The organism is Photobacterium sp. SKA34, from assembly GCF_000153325.1.
Classification (GTDB): Bacteria; Pseudomonadota; Gammaproteobacteria; order Enterobacterales; family Vibrionaceae; genus Photobacterium.
Genome location: NZ_CH724142.1, coordinates 319527 through 335520 on the forward strand (window position 1 = coordinate 319527; position 15994 = coordinate 335520).

At 37.2% G+C, this 15994-nt stretch carries 15 protein-coding genes; 10 read left to right on the forward strand and 5 right to left on the reverse strand.

Annotated features, from left to right (window positions below; genetic code table 11):
* Window positions 1-87: 87 nt before the first annotated feature.
* A complete protein-coding gene (locus SKA34_RS10455; protein ID WP_005368211.1) occupies window positions 88-414 on the reverse strand; it encodes an HI1450 family dsDNA-mimic protein in 327 nt (108 codons plus the stop codon).
* A 240-nt stretch (window positions 415-654) separates the two neighbouring features.
* Between SKA34_RS10455 and SKA34_RS10460 the strand changes: the two genes are divergently transcribed.
* The 3 genes from SKA34_RS10460 (at window position 655) to SKA34_RS10470 (ending at window position 4456) form a co-directional block, all read left to right on the forward strand.
* Window positions 655-1425 (forward strand): hypothetical protein, encoded by a 771-nt coding sequence (locus tag SKA34_RS10460; RefSeq protein ID WP_006645491.1) that lies wholly within the window; start codon window positions 655-657, stop codon window positions 1423-1425.
* A 24-nt stretch (window positions 1426-1449) separates the two neighbouring features.
* Complete coding sequence (locus SKA34_RS10465; protein WP_006645492.1) at window positions 1450-3834, forward strand: DNA polymerase II; 2385 nt, start codon at window positions 1450-1452, stop codon at window positions 3832-3834.
* Between the two features lie 100 nt (window positions 3835-3934).
* Window positions 3935-4456 carry a YqhA family protein gene (locus SKA34_RS10470; RefSeq protein WP_006645493.1) on the forward strand — a complete coding sequence of 174 codons (522 nt, stop codon included), beginning with the start codon at window positions 3935-3937 and terminating at the stop codon, window positions 4454-4456.
* A gap of 74 nt (window positions 4457-4530) precedes the next feature.
* Here SKA34_RS10470 and SKA34_RS10475 read toward each other — a convergent pair whose 3' ends face one another.
* Complete coding sequence (locus SKA34_RS10475) at window positions 4531-4851, reverse strand: hypothetical protein (RefSeq protein ID WP_006645494.1); 321 nt, start codon at window positions 4849-4851, stop codon at window positions 4531-4533.
* Between the two features lie 312 nt (window positions 4852-5163).
* On the opposite strand from SKA34_RS10475, the gene SKA34_RS23070 reads away from it, so the two are divergent.
* The gene (locus tag SKA34_RS23070) at window positions 5164-5373 is read left to right on the forward strand and encodes a DUF1289 domain-containing protein (protein WP_083784387.1); all 210 of its coding nucleotides are present in this window, start codon (window positions 5164-5166) and stop codon (window positions 5371-5373) included.
* Between the two features lie 79 nt (window positions 5374-5452).
* Here SKA34_RS23070 and rplY read toward each other — a convergent pair whose 3' ends face one another.
* The gene (gene rplY, locus SKA34_RS10480) at window positions 5453-5731 is read right to left on the reverse strand and encodes a 50S ribosomal protein L25 (RefSeq protein ID WP_006645495.1); all 279 of its coding nucleotides are present in this window, start codon (window positions 5729-5731) and stop codon (window positions 5453-5455) included.
* A gap of 378 nt (window positions 5732-6109) precedes the next feature.
* Between rplY and SKA34_RS10485 the strand changes: the two genes are divergently transcribed.
* The 6 genes from SKA34_RS10485 (at window position 6110) to SKA34_RS10515 (ending at window position 13931) form a co-directional block, all read left to right on the forward strand.
* Complete coding sequence (locus SKA34_RS10485) at window positions 6110-8149, forward strand: TonB-dependent hemoglobin/transferrin/lactoferrin family receptor (protein ID WP_006645496.1); 2040 nt, start codon at window positions 6110-6112, stop codon at window positions 8147-8149.
* 1171 nt (window positions 8150-9320) lie between these two features.
* Entirely contained in the window at window positions 9321-10739 is a 1419-nt protein-coding gene (locus tag SKA34_RS10495; RefSeq protein WP_157044482.1) for a disulfide bond formation protein B, read from the forward strand.
* 309 nt (window positions 10740-11048) lie between these two features.
* Entirely contained in the window at window positions 11049-11684 is a 636-nt protein-coding gene (locus SKA34_RS10500; RefSeq protein WP_006645500.1) for a LysE family translocator, read from the forward strand.
* A 105-nt stretch (window positions 11685-11789) separates the two neighbouring features.
* Window positions 11790-12365 (forward strand): class I SAM-dependent methyltransferase, encoded by a 576-nt coding sequence (locus tag SKA34_RS10505; protein ID WP_006645501.1) that lies wholly within the window; start codon window positions 11790-11792, stop codon window positions 12363-12365.
* A gap of 297 nt (window positions 12366-12662) precedes the next feature.
* Complete coding sequence (locus SKA34_RS10510) at window positions 12663-13136, forward strand: ASCH domain-containing protein (protein WP_039860246.1); 474 nt, start codon at window positions 12663-12665, stop codon at window positions 13134-13136.
* 222 nt (window positions 13137-13358) lie between these two features.
* Window positions 13359-13931: a protocatechuate 3,4-dioxygenase gene (locus SKA34_RS10515; protein WP_006645503.1), complete on the forward strand. Its 573-nt coding sequence runs from the start codon at window positions 13359-13361 to the stop codon at window positions 13929-13931.
* Window positions 13932-14410: 479 nt separating this feature from the next.
* Here SKA34_RS10515 and SKA34_RS22595 read toward each other — a convergent pair whose 3' ends face one another.
* Both SKA34_RS22595 and SKA34_RS10525 read right to left on the reverse strand, forming a co-directional pair.
* Window positions 14411-14911 (reverse strand): hypothetical protein, encoded by a 501-nt coding sequence (locus SKA34_RS22595; RefSeq protein ID WP_232284267.1) that lies wholly within the window; start codon window positions 14909-14911, stop codon window positions 14411-14413.
* Window positions 14912-15293: 382 nt separating this feature from the next.
* Window positions 15294-15989 carry a hypothetical protein gene (locus tag SKA34_RS10525; RefSeq protein WP_006645505.1) on the reverse strand — a complete coding sequence of 232 codons (696 nt, stop codon included), beginning with the start codon at window positions 15987-15989 and terminating at the stop codon, window positions 15294-15296.
* Window positions 15990-15994 lie beyond the last annotated feature (5 nt).

Genomic DNA, 15994 nt, shown 5'->3' on the forward strand with positions numbered 1-15994 from the left:
TATTACTCGGTATAACAGTAAAAAAGGCGATATCACATCAATAAATAAATATGTGATATCGCCTTTTTTATATAAGGAATACGATAATTAATCGCGTTTCCATAGAATATGGCAGCCTTTGTTTTCAGGATCACGGCTGATTAGCATGCGAGCAAACACGTCATCTAGCTCATCATTTTCTTCGTTAACAAGACCAATGATAACTTCAGCGAAAAGCTCTTTATCCACATCAAAACCAGCATGCTCTGCCCAGTCATCACGTGTTTCAACGATTTCAGCCGCACCACGATCTTCAAATTGTGCAGTGAATAGTAATACGTCTGCTGGCTCTAAATTATCTTGTGCCATTTCTAAGAAAATATCGTATGCCGCATCGATAACGTCATCGTAAGAAATCAGGTTTTGAGTTTCCATAGATTAAGATCTGTCTCTTTGTTGGTAAGAGTGGTGATTATACTAAAACCGCAGTAAGAAGCGATGCCTATAATGGTTTGAATGAAAATTTAAGCAGAAAAACAGTGAATGTGAGTTTTTACTATCGATAGGTCGAATTTGGTAGTATATAGAGAGAATAAAGCATAAAAATCTACATTCTTATGACGATTTGTTATTGCTGCTTTTACTGATTAACGTTGTCGATGAGTTGTATTTGTAATGAAAACACTACCTGTTCTTGATGAATTAACCCCATTTCAAGCTCCTTATATGCCAGCGTTATTAGCTTTGGTAAAACAATTACAGGCTGAGCTATCAGAGCAGATACACAGCATATACTTAAATGGCAGTGTTGCCGCTCGTTGTGCGATAACAGAACGTTCGGATCTTAATATAACACTGGTTGTTAATAGCCCCTTATCGGCATCAGAAAATCGCGTATTAGACTTACTTTGTAAACAAATAGCCTATCGTTATAACGTTATCACTCAGGTTGATATTGCGGTGGTTACGAGAGATGAGGCGATGACACTCTCATCGATTTTTAAATGGGGTTTCTGGTTTAAGCACTGTAGTGTATGCCTTTATGGTGATAACTTGGCAACACAATTTGGCTTGTTTGAACCGAGTTGGGAGATAGCAAAAGCGTTTAATAGTGATATAAAAACGGTATTTGCGGATTGTCGTAGTAAAATCATGGCAACGAAAAGCGTCACTGAATATAACGCATTGTGCCGAAAGGTGGGTAAGAAGATGTTACGGAGCTGCTTTATGCTGGTGGCGCATCGGACATCGAGTTTTGCTTATAGTGAACAGCAATGTGCTGACTTCTTCCTTCATTTTTATCCTGACAAAACGGTCGATATTGAACGTATTCAAATTCTTATTAATGGTCCGCAAGTGCCCAAACGTGCCGCTTTGTTTTTAGTTGAACATGTTGGCAATTGGATTGTGGCAGAGTTTGAAAAAATAGAAAAAAAGATCGGGTGATCATATCAACAGCAGAGGTTTTATTTGCAGTCGTTAACAACGGGTTTTGTTTTAACTCGCCAAAGTCGTGACATTAATGGACAAACAGAAATCATTTTCTGGGTTAAAACAGAAAATGGTCCATATCGTTTGTCCATTATAGGCGACAAGCCTGTTTTCTTTGTTCGTACGGAGCAAAAAGCGCAAGCCCAACAGGTATTAACGAATGCAAGTATCACGACAGAGTGGAAAGATCTGCCACTGAAAACGTTTCAGCATCATGTTGTTTCTGCCTGTTATTGCCAAACTATTCGTGATGGTTTCTCTGCGGTAAAAGCACTTTCTGCTGAGCTTATTGATGTTTTTGAATCAGATATTCGTTTAGCTGATCGCTACTTAATGGAACGTTTTGTACGTGGTGGCTTAGTTTTTACGGGTGATCAACGCCAGCGTGCTGGTCATATTGAAGTCACAAAAACTAAAGTAAAACCTGTTGATTATGTGCCAACACTGAGTGTCGTGTCGTTAGATATTGAGTGCTCTGAGAAAGGCGTACTGTATTCTATTGGTTTACACAGCGATGCTGATAGCCGAGTGATCATGGTAGGGCAAGCACCTGACGGTTATAGCGATTCTAATAAATTGTTCATCGAGTGGGTAGAAAATGAAAAAGCATTATTGCAGTCGTTAGAGTCATGGTTCATGGCTTTTGATCCTGATGTGATCATTGGCTGGAACGTTATCGACTTTGATTTTCGTTTATTACTGCATCGTGCTGAATGGAATAAAGTTAATTTACGTATTGGTCGTGGACGACAAACGCCGCATTATCGACCATCTTCGCAAAACCCTAATCAAGGTTTTATTACTGTTCCTGGACGAGTCGTCATGGATGGTATTGATACGCTAAAAACAGCGACCTATAACTTCCGTTCGTGGTCGCTAGAGTCGGTTTCACAAGAATTATTGGGTGAAGGTAAAGCGATTCATAACGTACACGATCGGATGGCGGAAATTAATGATATGTTTCGCCATGATAAACTCTCTCTTGCAAAATATAACTTACAAGATTGTGCGTTAGTGACTCGCATTTTTGAGCATACTCATTTACTCGATTTTGCTATCGAACGTTGCCGTTTAACGGGTGTTGAATTGGATCGAGTAGGGGGGTCCGTAGCCGCCTTTACTAACCTTTATATGCCGCAATTACACAGAGCAGGGTATATCGCACCAAACCTTGTTAGTGATAACTGGATAGCAAGTCCCGGCGGCTATGTAATGGACTCAAAACCTGGGTTGTATGATTCTGTATTAGTTCTTGATTTTAAATCACTATATCCTTCGATTATCCGATCTTTTCGGATTGATCCTATGGGGCTAGTAGAAGGGTTAAACCAAGATGAAGGTAAAGCCGATCACCAAGCTATTAATGGATTTCGTGGCGGACGTTTTCATCGTACCAAGCATTTCTTACCGAAGATGATTGAAGAGTTATGGGCTGCACGTGATCAAGCCAAACGTGATGGCGAAAAAGCGTTTTCCCAAGCAATTAAAATTATCATGAACTCATTTTATGGTGTATTAGGATCGTCAGGTTGTCGTTTCTTTGATCACCGTTTAGCTTCTTCGATAACCATGCGTGGTCATGAAATCATGAAATTAACTCGAGAGTTAATTGAAGCTAAAGGTTATGAAGTAATTTATGGTGATACCGACTCAACTTTTGTATCACTCAAAAAAGCCCATTCACAAGATGATGCAAATGCTATTGGTAATGACTTAGTGGCTTATATTAATCAGTGGTGGACAGCACATCTATGTGATGAATATGGCTTAACATCGGCCCTTGAGATTGAATATGAAACCCATTACCACAAGTTTTTAATGCCCACTATTCGGGGACAAGAAACAGGCAGCAAAAAGCGCTATGCAGGTCTAGTGTGGCGAGGAGATAAAGAAGAGATCGTATTTAAAGGATTAGAGACGGTTCGAACTGACTGGACACCATTAGCTCAGCATTTTCAGCAGTCATTGTATCAAATGGTTTTTCATGATCAGGATGTTGATGATTATGTCCGTGATTATACTCAGCGAACGTTAGCAGGGGAGTTTGATGATCTACTTATTTACCGTAAGCGATTAAGACGAAATTTAGCTGATTATCAGAAAAATATACCACCTCAAGTGCGTGCAGCCCGTTTAGCTGATGAAATGAACCTAAAATTAGGTCGCCCTCGTCAATATCAAAATAAAGGGACGATTGAATATATCTTTACGGTATCGGGAGCAGAGCCAAGTGAGTATCGTCAAAGTCCTATCGACTATAACCATTATATTGATAAGCAATTAAAGCCGGTTGCCGATGGTATATTGCCGTTCATTGGTAAATATTTCGATGATATAACAGCGCCACAGTTAGGTTTGTTTTAACTATACTTTTGGTTTGTTTATATTCCATATTCACATTAAGAGTTGCTAGATGTTTATGGTTTATTCTTTATAATGTGAAAAAATTTAGATTTATCTCATTATGAAAAAAACATTTAATGCTTTTCGACATGTAGGCTGGCTAGCCATCATTTGCTCTACACTTGGTTCATTGCTACTTTTCATTGTTGGTGCAATGAAAACGTATACTGCGTTTGCTGTGGTATTTTTAAATGAAATACCGCACAACAGCCTAGCGCATTTAGATACTGCAGACATAGCGACGTATTATTTAATCAAGTCACTCGATACATTCTTAATCGCTTTTGTCTTGTTTATCTTTGCGCATGGCGTATTCACACTATTTATATCAAATAAGAAGTCACCAGACGCTGATAAAACAAATGTATTAGGTTGGATCAAAACACCTAATATTGGGCATTTAAAGAATGTATTAGCAGAAGTGATTGTAATTATTCTTTTTGTTAAGTTCTTAGAAGCCGTATTGGTCAATTTCGATAATCTTGATTGGAAGATACTTATTTTACCTGTTTCAATTTTATTACTTAGTTTAGGCTTAAAGTTTTTAAACTTAGCTGAAGAATCTGATGATCGCGTTGAATAAAACAACTAGTATTTGAGAAATGACATAAAAAAACGCGCTATATAAGCGCGCTTTTTATTGCTAATAAATAAAGACTATTTAAAGAATTCAACTTTAGATACATCTTTAGTATTAGCAAGAATAGGATCAAAATTGATCACACCACGGTTTTGGGTGCAGATTTTATATACATCACCACATTCAAAAATAGCTAAAATCTCTTCAGGTGCACGGAATATTTCTGGTGGAAGTTTACCTACCTCACCAATACATACCGTTCCTTCATGTAACCAAACTAACTTACTTACACGTTTACTACTATCGCTCGGAATAGGGGCTGAGACGTGTGTAGCAATAGAGGAATAAACAGATTCCGCTTGTTCAAAGTTTTTAGCCGATGGTACAAAAAAATCCATGGTTCCCTCCTTTAGTATATCTATTCAGGGACATGACTAGATATATAATGTAAAAATTAGTTATCAGCCATGACAACTCAAATAACCTTATCAGAGTTGAGGTGATGAAAGCAACTAACATAACTGACTATTTTTTCATAAAATCAGTACAGAATTAACGAATTAGCAAAATTTTGTCAGTGTTTTTCACTTAATAACAGCGCGATTGACAAAGATCTATTATTCTCATTAAAGGTATGATGACGAAATTTAGTAGGCATGGAACAGAAAGACTTTTTTGATATTCCAAGTCCCTGTAAGCGCATATGTTAAGTGAATAATAAAGGGTATTGCAAAGGATGCTTCCGTAGTAGGGAAGAGCGTTTGTATTGGCTTAAAATGACCGATGATGAAAAACATTTGGTACTTGATATATGTCGTCGACGTAAACAACAAGTATTAAGGCGTCATCGGGCTAAATTGCAGCAAGAGTTAGACAAGAATATTGAGCAAGAGGATGATCCGCAACAGTCGCTGTTTTAGTAAATATATCGACGCAGCTATTTAGATATAAAAAAAGCACTCCGAGGAGTGCTTTAGAAAAGTGTTTATGAACCCGCAATTAGATGCGTTTGAAGTCCATGTGTTCAACTTTAGGCTTGAACGGGTGACGTTGAATGTCTTGAGGCTTAACTTTAACTTCTTGACCGTCGATTACTAGTACGAAACCTTCGTAGAACTCAGGCTTGTCCATTTGGTTGATAACATCGCTGTGCTTAAGAGCGATAGCAACTGGTGCTGCTTCACCACCGTAAATGATACCTGGGAATTGCTCTGCAAGACGTAGGCGGCGGCTCGCACCTTTACCTAGGTCAGTACGTACTACTGCGTTGAATTTCATAATCAATACTCTTCGATATAAATGATTCACTAAGTAATGCGACCTTACTTAGTGTCGTAAAACGAGCGCGCATACTAACAATCATATTGCTGTTTATCAAGCATATTAAAGTGAAAAATCATACTTATTAAATAACGAATAAATAGATGGGTTAATTGCTTTCTTTTTGTACTAAAAACACACGTTAACTATACCTTTACCTCTTTTTTAATTTTCAGTGCTCAGTGTTAAATAGCTTATAGAGCAATAAATATTCTCTCTAATAATGTAAAGTAAATAAATCTTATTTCTTAATCTAAATGATAGTAATTATCGTTTTTATTTGTAATAATGTTTTGCGGATTTTGTTACAAATAAAAAATTGTGAAGTAGGGATATATGAACAAGCAATTAACTCTGATCGCCAGCTCTTTAGTAGCGGCTCTTTCTCCATCTGTTTATGCCAGCAACGATGTGTCTCAATTTGATGAGGTTGTTGTTTCTGCTTCTAGGGTTGATGAAACTAACCAAGATAAAACAAGGACGGTTGCAAAAGTTAGCAGCGAAGAACTTGATGAAATGCAGGTTAATTCAGTCGCTGAAGCGGTAAAATTCATACCAAATGTATCTGTTGCTGGTGGTAATGTTGCGAGTAATCAATCTATTAATATTCGTGGCTTAGAAGGGAATAAAGTCTTACAAATTATTGATGGTAACCGCCAAAATGCCCAGTTTGATCACCGACCATCCTTTTTCTTAGACCCAACTTTGATCAGTGACATTGAGGTAGTAAAGGGCCCTGTGAGTTCTTTATATGGCTCAGGTGCAATTGGTGGTGTAGTTATTCAAAATACAATCACTGCAGATGATTTGGTAGAAGATACAGGCTTTGGTGGCAAAGTTAAGACTGGCTATCAGAGTAACGGGAATGTTGTTACCACTGTTGGCGCGATTGCTAACAAACAAGATAATGTTGATTGGTTACTAGCTGGTAGTTACCAAGATAGTGGTGTGATGGAGCAAGGCAATGGTTATAAGCTCTATGGTACTGAAGCGATTAATAAGACGGGGTTAGCTAAATTTAATTGGCAGTTTACCGATAGCCAAAGCATTGGTTTAGATTACCGCATTTCTGATTATGACGGGCATCCACCTGTTGTCGGTTCGGATGAGCCATTAATTACAGAAGATAAACTAATTGATCGTACGTCCACGGATCAAAATATTACATTAAAGTATGCTTATAACCCTGAAAGTAACTTAATTGATAGTGCCTTTAGAATTTATCGTAACGATACAGATATTAAAGAGTTGGGTAATGGGAGTTCTGAAAAAGATATCAGTTCTATTACCACAAAAGGTTTCTCTGTTACGAATAAATCGGATTTAGACCGTTTCCAAGTATTTATTGGTGCAGATGGTTATGAAGATAAGTTAGATACTAAACGTCCAGTAACAACCTCGGGGCGTCCAACACCTCCTGATGGCGCTAAAGCAACAACCATAGGTAGCTTTGCTCATGTTAATTACTCTTTATTAGAGTCACTGGAACTAGATGCCGGCTTACGTTACGACACGTTTGAGTCAAAAGCTGAAGGATTCGAAAATAATAAGCAAGATGCTTGGTCTCCATCTGTGGGTGCTAACTGGCAAGCGACAGACTGGATGGCATGGTCATTAAGATATGACGAAGCATTTAGAGCGGCAAGTACGTCTGAACTATTTATGGACGGTACTCACTTTGCAATGGGACCTATTACCAATGTGTTTGTGCCTAACCCGAATTTAAAGCCAGAGCAGGCACATAATATCGAGTTAAAAGGTACTTTTAATTTCGATCACCTTATTGGTGATGATGAGTTACTGATCACAGCTAGCGTTTTCCAAAACAAAGTTAAAGACTTTATCAATTTAGATGTAACAGTACCAAGCCGTAGTGAAATGATGGCGTGTATGATGGCAAACCATGGCTCTGGTGATGGTTGTGGTGGTACAAGTACTTCAAATAACATTGATAATGCTAAGTTAAAAGGTTTTGAAGTTGTTGCCCAGTATCGTTATGACAGATTAAATACATTGTTATCGTACGGTCAAACACGTGGCAAAGATGAAAAAACAGGTGAGTGGTTAAGTAATATCCCTGCCGATAAATGGGTAGCGCAAGTTGACTACGGTATTTGGGAAATTGATACCAAGGTAGGTACACGAGCTATCTTTGCGAGCACTCAAGATCGACGTCCAAAAGATAATAACGAAGGTCCTTATAAGTCTTATGAACTTGTTGATTTCTATGCCTCATGGGAGCCAACCTCAAACATGGAAGGTTTAACGGTTGATTTCACTGTCGCAAATGCGTTTGATGAGAACTACCGTACACCGTGGACACAAGTTTACGAGCCAGGTCGTTCATACAAAATTTCTGCGGAATATAAGTTTTAACCGTTTAATACTTATATAAAAAAACGCACAGTTTCACGTAAGTAAACTGTGCGTTTTTATCATATAGAAATAGGCTCATTATTTTCAAGAATGCACTATCTTCTAATACGAAAAAAGTCTCGATATCGCTGTCTTTTTTGATTACAAGTGAATCATCTGAACGCAAACATACACCGCCATAGTTCCCATTGACAGTAAAAGTACAAACCTGAATATATTTATTGGCTACTTTAGACAATATAGCCACCTTGCTCAGCCCATTTCTGAATGATCAAACACGCTTTGGTGTGACAAGACGCAGAATCAGCATTGTATTCATACATCTTTAAGTTATCGATCGAAACAAAAGCAAAGAGCTTTATGTTTTGATGGTTAAACTTTCTATAGCGACCGACAATATCGCTCAGTGTTGAGCAAGTAAGATATGCATTCGCATCAGGCGGGTATGGAAATCCCGTTGTTCATAAAGCTAAACTTTTATCAAAACCTTGCAATGTAGAAATGTGAATTGTGGTGATTCTTCAATAATTTGAGCGTTCTATAGAATAAATTTATTGTTAGTTGCTATACCATTGTCTCATTAGTGATGTTTATTGTCTGAATGTTGTTATTGATATTTTTGTACAGCCTGTATGATCAATTCGTCACATCAATATGAGGATAAAAAATGTTAGATGCTCAAAGTATTCGTAATATTGCGATTGTCGCTCATGTTGCACACCAACAAGAACTCTGTAAATAGACAGATGTATCGACGCAAAGAAAAAACTCTTAGCGTCAAGTATCACTTAGAAAGTAGCTAGATTCATATTAAGAGTGCTCATAATAAAGCTGATTTATTGGTGAGATTTAATGTGTAATTAAATGCATATCAAAAGCCTACATAACATCACATTGGTTTCCGAATATATAAAGAAATCGGTAAAAAAATTAGCCGATAGAAATAGTGTCTGAATCATCATATATAGATGATACCTATTAATTAAATAAGTAAGGTGCGAGCTTGGAATTTTTATTATTATTTATAATTTTAATATCTTCATTATTAGTTATCTTTTATCCAAAAAGAAAAAAATTGAGTGATATTTCTTTGTTTTTTTCTGTCATTTTTAGTGTTTTATTATCTCTTGTTGTTTGTTGGAATATGATATTACCTATGGGGAATTACTAATTGAAACGTTTAAATAGTTCTCAAATATCCCTGTTTTTATCTGCTTTATCTTTAGGATTAACTGTGATCCCAATTGGCATTGCAACTGTGATACTCGGTTATATTTTGGGTGATAATCCTTGTATATTATGTTGGCAGGAAAGAATTACAATAATACTTCTTTCTCTTTGTGCTTTATATATGTCTCGATATGGTTTGAGATTGAAATATATTAGTACCTATTATTTTATATGTATTTACGGGTTATGGTTAAGTATATTACATAGCTCTGTGCATCTTGGACAAGATATTGGACAGGGGTTTGGTGGGTTAATATTGGGTGCTCATGCTTATACATGGGGAGTGCTCTTATTTATAGCTAACTTACTAATTATGTCTTTATTACTAGGTTTTTCAAATGAAGATACATTAAAAAATACAACACAGATCCAATGGGGGAATTTCCATAAATTCTCAGGATATAGCTTTATTATAGTTATCTTTTTAAACGTAATTCAGGCATTCACTCAAGTTGGTCCACCTCCATATATTGGACAAGGTAGCCCGCAAAGTTTTAGTTATGATTTAAGTAAAACGGTTTGGAAAACAAAACATTGGCCTACGTGGAGTCATTTTTCATTTAGAGCCAATAATTACATCGAACAACCTGAATTTAATACATTAACGGCTAATGTAAACACTAAGCTTGAACATGCTAACGAACTACTGAAGATAGAAAATACTGATCTTCCAGCCGATGTTATCGGTAGAGTTACAGCGATAAGTTATGATGAGAAAAGAAGTGTAGTTGTTATTGCTACCAATAAAAACTGGATTTATTTACTGGATAATACGATATCAAAAATATTAAGCAGTTATAACGTTGATCCAAAATTTGATAAAGATGTAAGTAATATTGCTGGCGTTTTTTTTGATAAAAATGGAGAGATTATTGTAACGTCTGCTTATAAAAGTTATGTAAAACTATCCGTTGATGATTTATATCGTATGAAAGAAGTAGGTAGAGGTAACTTAAAGACAGTTCGGGCTAATAAAAGTTATATAGGCAGCAGTGCGTTATCCTTATTAGATAATGAATATCTAACCTTGTCTTTGCCTAATAAGGTAAATAAATATATTGTTTTATCAAGATTTAGCCGTAAAGATATGGTGTTAAACGCTGAGCAGATCATACCAATAAAGACTAAAGATGCTCCTGTTATAACAGGTATGACAGTTACAGATAAGGCAATAATTTTATTGAACAACTCAGGTAAGCAACTAATAGTTTTAGATAAAAAATCAAACAAACCTATAAATGTTTATGATATTGATGATGCTAATAACCCGCAAGGGATGACAATTATTTTTAATAAAGTCTTAATTACAGATGAAGACTCTGGTAAAAAGATAGTGAAAACATATTTACTACCTATTTAAGCAGTCAAACACAGGGTGAATAAAAGGTTAAGTTATTACTTAGCCTTTTTTTCGTCTGTATGTATAACCAGTTATAATAAAATATAGTGATTTTATCGCTTTAATCCTATTCATATTAAGAAATACTTCTTACTTTCCATATTGTAAAAAATCATATAAAAGGTCAAAAATGCTATCAGGCTCATAATATATAGATTGTATCGATAATGATAAAGGTATTATATTGGTATATTTTTGCATTGAAGTAAGAATGCTTATTAATACCCAGTTAGGGCTCAATCACGCAAGTTAGTACAAGGATGATTATAAATGTTGGAGCAATACTTATTTCTATTGCCAATCGCTACGCTGTTACTCTTTGGAGCAATGACACCAGGCCCTTCATTTATCTTGGTTGCGCAAACAGCTATGTCAAAATCTAGAGCAGAAGCCATGTGTATTTCAATAGGTCTAGGTTTGGGAGCAAGTACATTTGCATTTATTGCTTCAATGGGTCTTATCGCACTTTTTGATGCTGTGCCAGAATTTTACGTAGCTTTCAAAGTTCTTGGTGGTCTGTATCTATGTTATCTGGGGGTTAAAATGTGGCGCGCGAGCAAAAGCAACGTTGTTTCCGATGACGCAGAGCTAACTAACAAACCTGCTCATTTTAAGGCGGTAGTTCTTGGATTGACGACACAGTTAAGTAATCCAAAGACTGCAATTGTATTTAGCAGTGTGTTTGCAGCTATGTTACCCATGAAAGCTCCTGTTTATACAACATCAATATTAGTTGTGGGCGTGTTTGTCTTAAATTTTTCTTGGTACTTCCTAGTTTCTATTTTGCTATCAAGCCCAAAGGCTCAAGCAAGTTATTTACGATTTAAGTCCTACATCAACAAAGGTTCAGGTGTCTTAATGGGGTCAATGGGCAGTAAGTTTGTTGCTGAGAGTTTCAAGCCCTAACAAAGCCTGCAAGTGGGGGGCACGCGTGCATTTTTCGCTACGCTGCAAAGTCTGGCACACTAAGTTTTCACGTTAGCAATGTGTTATATGACAGGGGAGGAAATCATGAGTGAATGGGATTCTGTGGCAGATCGAGTCAATTTTAATTTAAAAATATCAACTGATGATTTTGTCGCATCTGTACCTCTTGAATCTAAAATTTTGGACTTTGGGTGTGGATATGGACGAATCACAAAACAGATATTAGAGCTTGGCTATCGTGAAGTCGTTGGCATCGATTCATCGAAAGAAATGGTGAGCCGAGGTTTGAGCGAATGTCCAGAGCTTGATTTAAGATATCTATCGGCTGAGGTTTTGCCTTTCTCTGATGGCGAATTCGATTCGATAGTTTTGTGTGCCGTACTAACTTGTATTCCAGAACAAAGCTATCGTGACAATATACTTAGCGAACTACACCGAGTGCTCAAACCTCAGGGTATTATTTATCTAGCTGAGTTTTGTTCATACCAAAGCTTATATTTTGTCTCAGGTACAGGTGTATCTATGTGGCATAGTTCAAAAGCAGAGTTTGAAGCGTTACTAACAGACTTCAATATTGAGAATTCTACACTGGTCGACAACTCGACTATGTCAGGTCAAAAAAGTATGGCAATCCATATCATCGCGCGAAAAGTCATATAACAGCTAAGTAAATATGTCGCGCCGACGACACCGATAATTATACTCAATACCTCAGTATTAATTTTAAAAATGTAATCTATTCTGATTAATTTACACTTCACTAATGATTTTTAACCAATAACACGAAATGATGCTTAAGATCTTCGGTTATTAAAGTGTCTGATAATTTATCTTGTTGATGTGTAATGCGACGTAAAGCACGACTATAAGCATCAATCGTCGTTGGGCGTTTACCTTGTAAGGTGAGATGGGTAATGTGTTGGCGTTATATTTTTAATCACATTTTGAGTAAACATCATGGATGAAAGAAGTAAATTATACCTCGATCAATATCTTAGTTCTCTGTCTTGTGAAAGGGCATCACAGTACACCTCATTTAGTTCAGACTATTTTTGTGCCGACGAATACAATGCAAACCTATGCGCTGATCTCATATTACGCGGTGAAAAACGAGCCTCATGCAGTTTATATATTTGGTACAGCGAACAAGGTGAACTTATGCCTGAAGTGGGACATCTTCAGGTTGTCACTAATTGGTCTGGTGAACCCGTTTGCATTATAGAAGTAACCTCTGTATCAAAGTGTAAATACAATGAAGTAACAGCTGAGTTTGCAGCATTAGAAGGTGAAGGTGACAAAACACTAGGCTGGTGGAGAAAAGCTCACTGGAATTTCTTTTCAAAAGAGTGCGACGAACTCAATATCAGTCCATCAGAAGATATGGTGCTTGTCTTAGAGCATTTTAAAACTGTGTACTCAGCGAAAAAATAACAAGTTGTTTAGAGTGATTCACCATGCGGGCATTTTAATGTGTGCTGGTTTTAGTGTTTAAGGTGGTTTGCTGAGGCTTTGGTATTGCTAGCCTCACATCGTAACAAGATTTTATGTCCAAATGCTTCAGATGTTGATAAAACTTTATTATCCACGGGCATTCGTCTTGGCAAATCGTTCAATGTTAACCAAACTTAATTAAAATTTGCGATTGGTGAAACCATGGAACGACGACACTTTTTAGCGCTTTGGAGTTTGATTTTTACGACAAGTTTAAAAGCCAAAACGCCAATACAGTTAACACCTGAACAAGCAGAGGGACCATTTTATCCGGTCGTTCGTATTCCTCTTCGATCAAATTTAGTACTTCATACTGAAGGATTAATTGGAGAGCCCATTATATTACAAGGGAAAGTACTGGATACAACGGGCAACTCTGTTTCAGGCATCAAAGTAGAAATCTGGCAGTGTGATGGGCAAGGAATTTACACTCACCCAAACCAGCCAAATAACGATATGTTTGATGCTCACTTTGCAGGGTTTGGCGCGGTTGAAACTCAATCGGATGGGCGCTACTTATTTCAGACATTGTATCCTGTACCTTACGCTTCTCGTCCGCCACACATTCATGTTAAGTTGTGGCGTGATAATCAAGAGCTACTTACCACCCAGCTGTACTTAAAAGGTAATACTGGTAATGAATGGTGGGGTGGAAAAGCCCGTGATCATCTACAGTTTGAAACCATCCGAATCGACGGGCGTTTAACTGGTGAATTTACCTTTGTTATTGGCTAGCGAATCTGATTAAGGCATTAGCTCAACTAACTGTGCCATGCGTTCTTTTTCCAGTATTGGATTAGATTCTGCTTCCGTGACTAGAACGATATCCACGGAAGGCTGCTACGACATATTGTCTTAGATATTAAGATCGTCTGTAACGCTAGAATGCCCATGCGCTTATTGCTATTCCCGAGCTTACAATCGCTCTTTGTGTAGATGCCATATTGCAGCCTCGACGCAGGCCCGAGTCTATTATTTCCCTAAGCCACTTCTTTAACGTGTAATTAGAATCATGTTATTCGTCGATATTTTGCTGTCTAGTATTCTTTAAGTTACTAAGTCTCGTTGAGAATACACCTATAAGCAGCTGGGCAATAATTGGCTTGCAATTCAAACTTGGTCATAGCAATAAAAGCCAGAGTTGATGTTCGTCATTCTAATAACGCTATAAAAAAACCGCCCATAAAGAGCGGTTTAGTTGAAAAAAAGATTCGTTATCGAACAACCTCTAGGATAACTCGGTGAGCTTGAAATCGAGGAGCATCTTTTAAGTCATCGATATACTCTGTTTCAAAAGTATCATTAAACTTAGCGAGCACACTTTCTATTTCTTTAAGCTTTTGTTTCGGAATTAGTGAAAGAAAAAAGCTCTCTTTTGTATTAATAAAAGATTTACAGCTTTCATAATACTCGAGTTGCGCGTACCCATCGAACAAACATTGATGTTTATATGGCTTAGGACGAAAGTTTGTCATACCAAATGACATTAATGCCGCACCGCCAGCCCCCACAAATGCGATCGGCCCAATGAATATTGCCGCAAAGATACAAATAGCGCAGCCTACCCATGCCGAGCGTCTTACAATGGTGTAAGCAATTTCGGGAATTATATCTTCTCTTGTTAAATAAATGCCATACTGATTGATGGCGTAATAGTAACGTTTGTCTGCGTTAAGTAAATAACGCCACCAAGGAGCAGCCCATAAAGCAGTCAATGCACACGCTCCTGCAAATAAAAGTCCTACGCTATCCGGATGAGTATATAAAATAATCAGACCAATAAGCATTGGTACAAGAAAAAAACATATGTTAACTTTGTGCGAGTACTATTTGGATTCACGATGAGCTCCCACTCATAGACGGGAGCGGTGGCATATAATCGTTCAATTTGTTGTTCTTTATCGAGTGTTTCCATTCATATCATCTCGGTGTAGGCGTACTTAACCTCGCTGAGAATACACCTATAACCAGCTGGGCAATAATCGGCTTGAAATTCAAACTTGGTCATAGCAATAAAAGCCAGAGTTTATGTTCGTCAATCTACTGACGCTATAAAAAAACCGCCCATAGAGAGCGGTTTAGTTGAAAAAAGATTCGTTATCGAACAATTTCAAGGATAACTGGACGAGATTGAAATTTAGAATCTTTATATAAATCAACAAATTCTTCTTCAAAAGTATCGTTATATTGTTTTATGACCTTAATAAATGGCGCTAATTTACTTTTTGGAATAATTAAATCAAATCCATAATGGTAATTCGCTGTGCATAATTCGTATATATTTCCGTCAATGTTGTCTAATTTAGCGTAGCCATCAAACAAACATTGGCTTTTGTGCGGTTTAGGACGAAAGTTTGTCATACTAAATGACATTAATGCCGCACCGCCAGCCCCTACAAATGCCATCGGCCCAATGAATATTGCCGCAAAGATACAGATAGCGCAGCCAACCCATGCTGAGCGTCTTACAATGGTGTAAGCAATTTCAGGAATAATATCTTCTTTTGTTGAATAAATTCCGTACTGATTGATGGCGTAATAGTAACGTTTGTCTGCCTTTATTAGGTAGCGGATCCAAGGTGCAACCCATAAAGCAGTCAATGCAAACGCCCCTGCAATCAAAAGTCCATGACTATTCCAAGTAGAAAACAAAACGGTCAGACTAATAAGCATTGGTATAAGAAAAAAAACAAATGCTACTTTTGTTCGACTACTATCTGGATTCACGATGAGCTCCCACTCATAGACGGGAGAGGTGGCATATAATCGTTCAATTTTTTGTTCTTTATCCATTTTTC

What these genes read in the sequence shown, in the direction of transcription:
- SKA34_RS10455 (WP_005368211.1), bottom strand. Translation starts at nt 414, where the DNA reads ATGGAAACTCAAAACCTGATTTCTTACGATGACGTTATCGATGCGGCA.
- SKA34_RS10460 (WP_006645491.1), top strand. Translation starts at nt 655, where the DNA reads ATGAAAACACTACCTGTTCTTGATGAATTAACCCCATTTCAAGCTCCT.
- SKA34_RS10470 (WP_006645493.1), top strand. Translation starts at nt 3,935, where the DNA reads ATGAAAAAAACATTTAATGCTTTTCGACATGTAGGCTGGCTAGCCATC.
- SKA34_RS10475 (WP_006645494.1), bottom strand. Translation starts at nt 4,851, where the DNA reads ATGGATTTTTTTGTACCATCGGCTAAAAACTTTGAACAAGCGGAATCT.
- rplY (WP_006645495.1), bottom strand. Translation starts at nt 5,731, where the DNA reads ATGAAATTCAACGCAGTAGTACGTACTGACCTAGGTAAAGGTGCGAGC.
- SKA34_RS10485 (WP_006645496.1), top strand. Translation starts at nt 6,110, where the DNA reads ATGAACAAGCAATTAACTCTGATCGCCAGCTCTTTAGTAGCGGCTCTT.
- SKA34_RS10500 (WP_006645500.1), top strand. Translation starts at nt 11,049, where the DNA reads ATGTTGGAGCAATACTTATTTCTATTGCCAATCGCTACGCTGTTACTC.
- SKA34_RS10505 (WP_006645501.1), top strand. Translation starts at nt 11,790, where the DNA reads ATGAGTGAATGGGATTCTGTGGCAGATCGAGTCAATTTTAATTTAAAA.
- SKA34_RS10510 (WP_039860246.1), top strand. Translation starts at nt 12,663, where the DNA reads ATGGATGAAAGAAGTAAATTATACCTCGATCAATATCTTAGTTCTCTG.
- SKA34_RS10515 (WP_006645503.1), top strand. Translation starts at nt 13,359, where the DNA reads ATGGAACGACGACACTTTTTAGCGCTTTGGAGTTTGATTTTTACGACA.
- SKA34_RS10525 (WP_006645505.1), bottom strand. Translation starts at nt 15,989, where the DNA reads ATGGATAAAGAACAAAAAATTGAACGATTATATGCCACCTCTCCCGTC.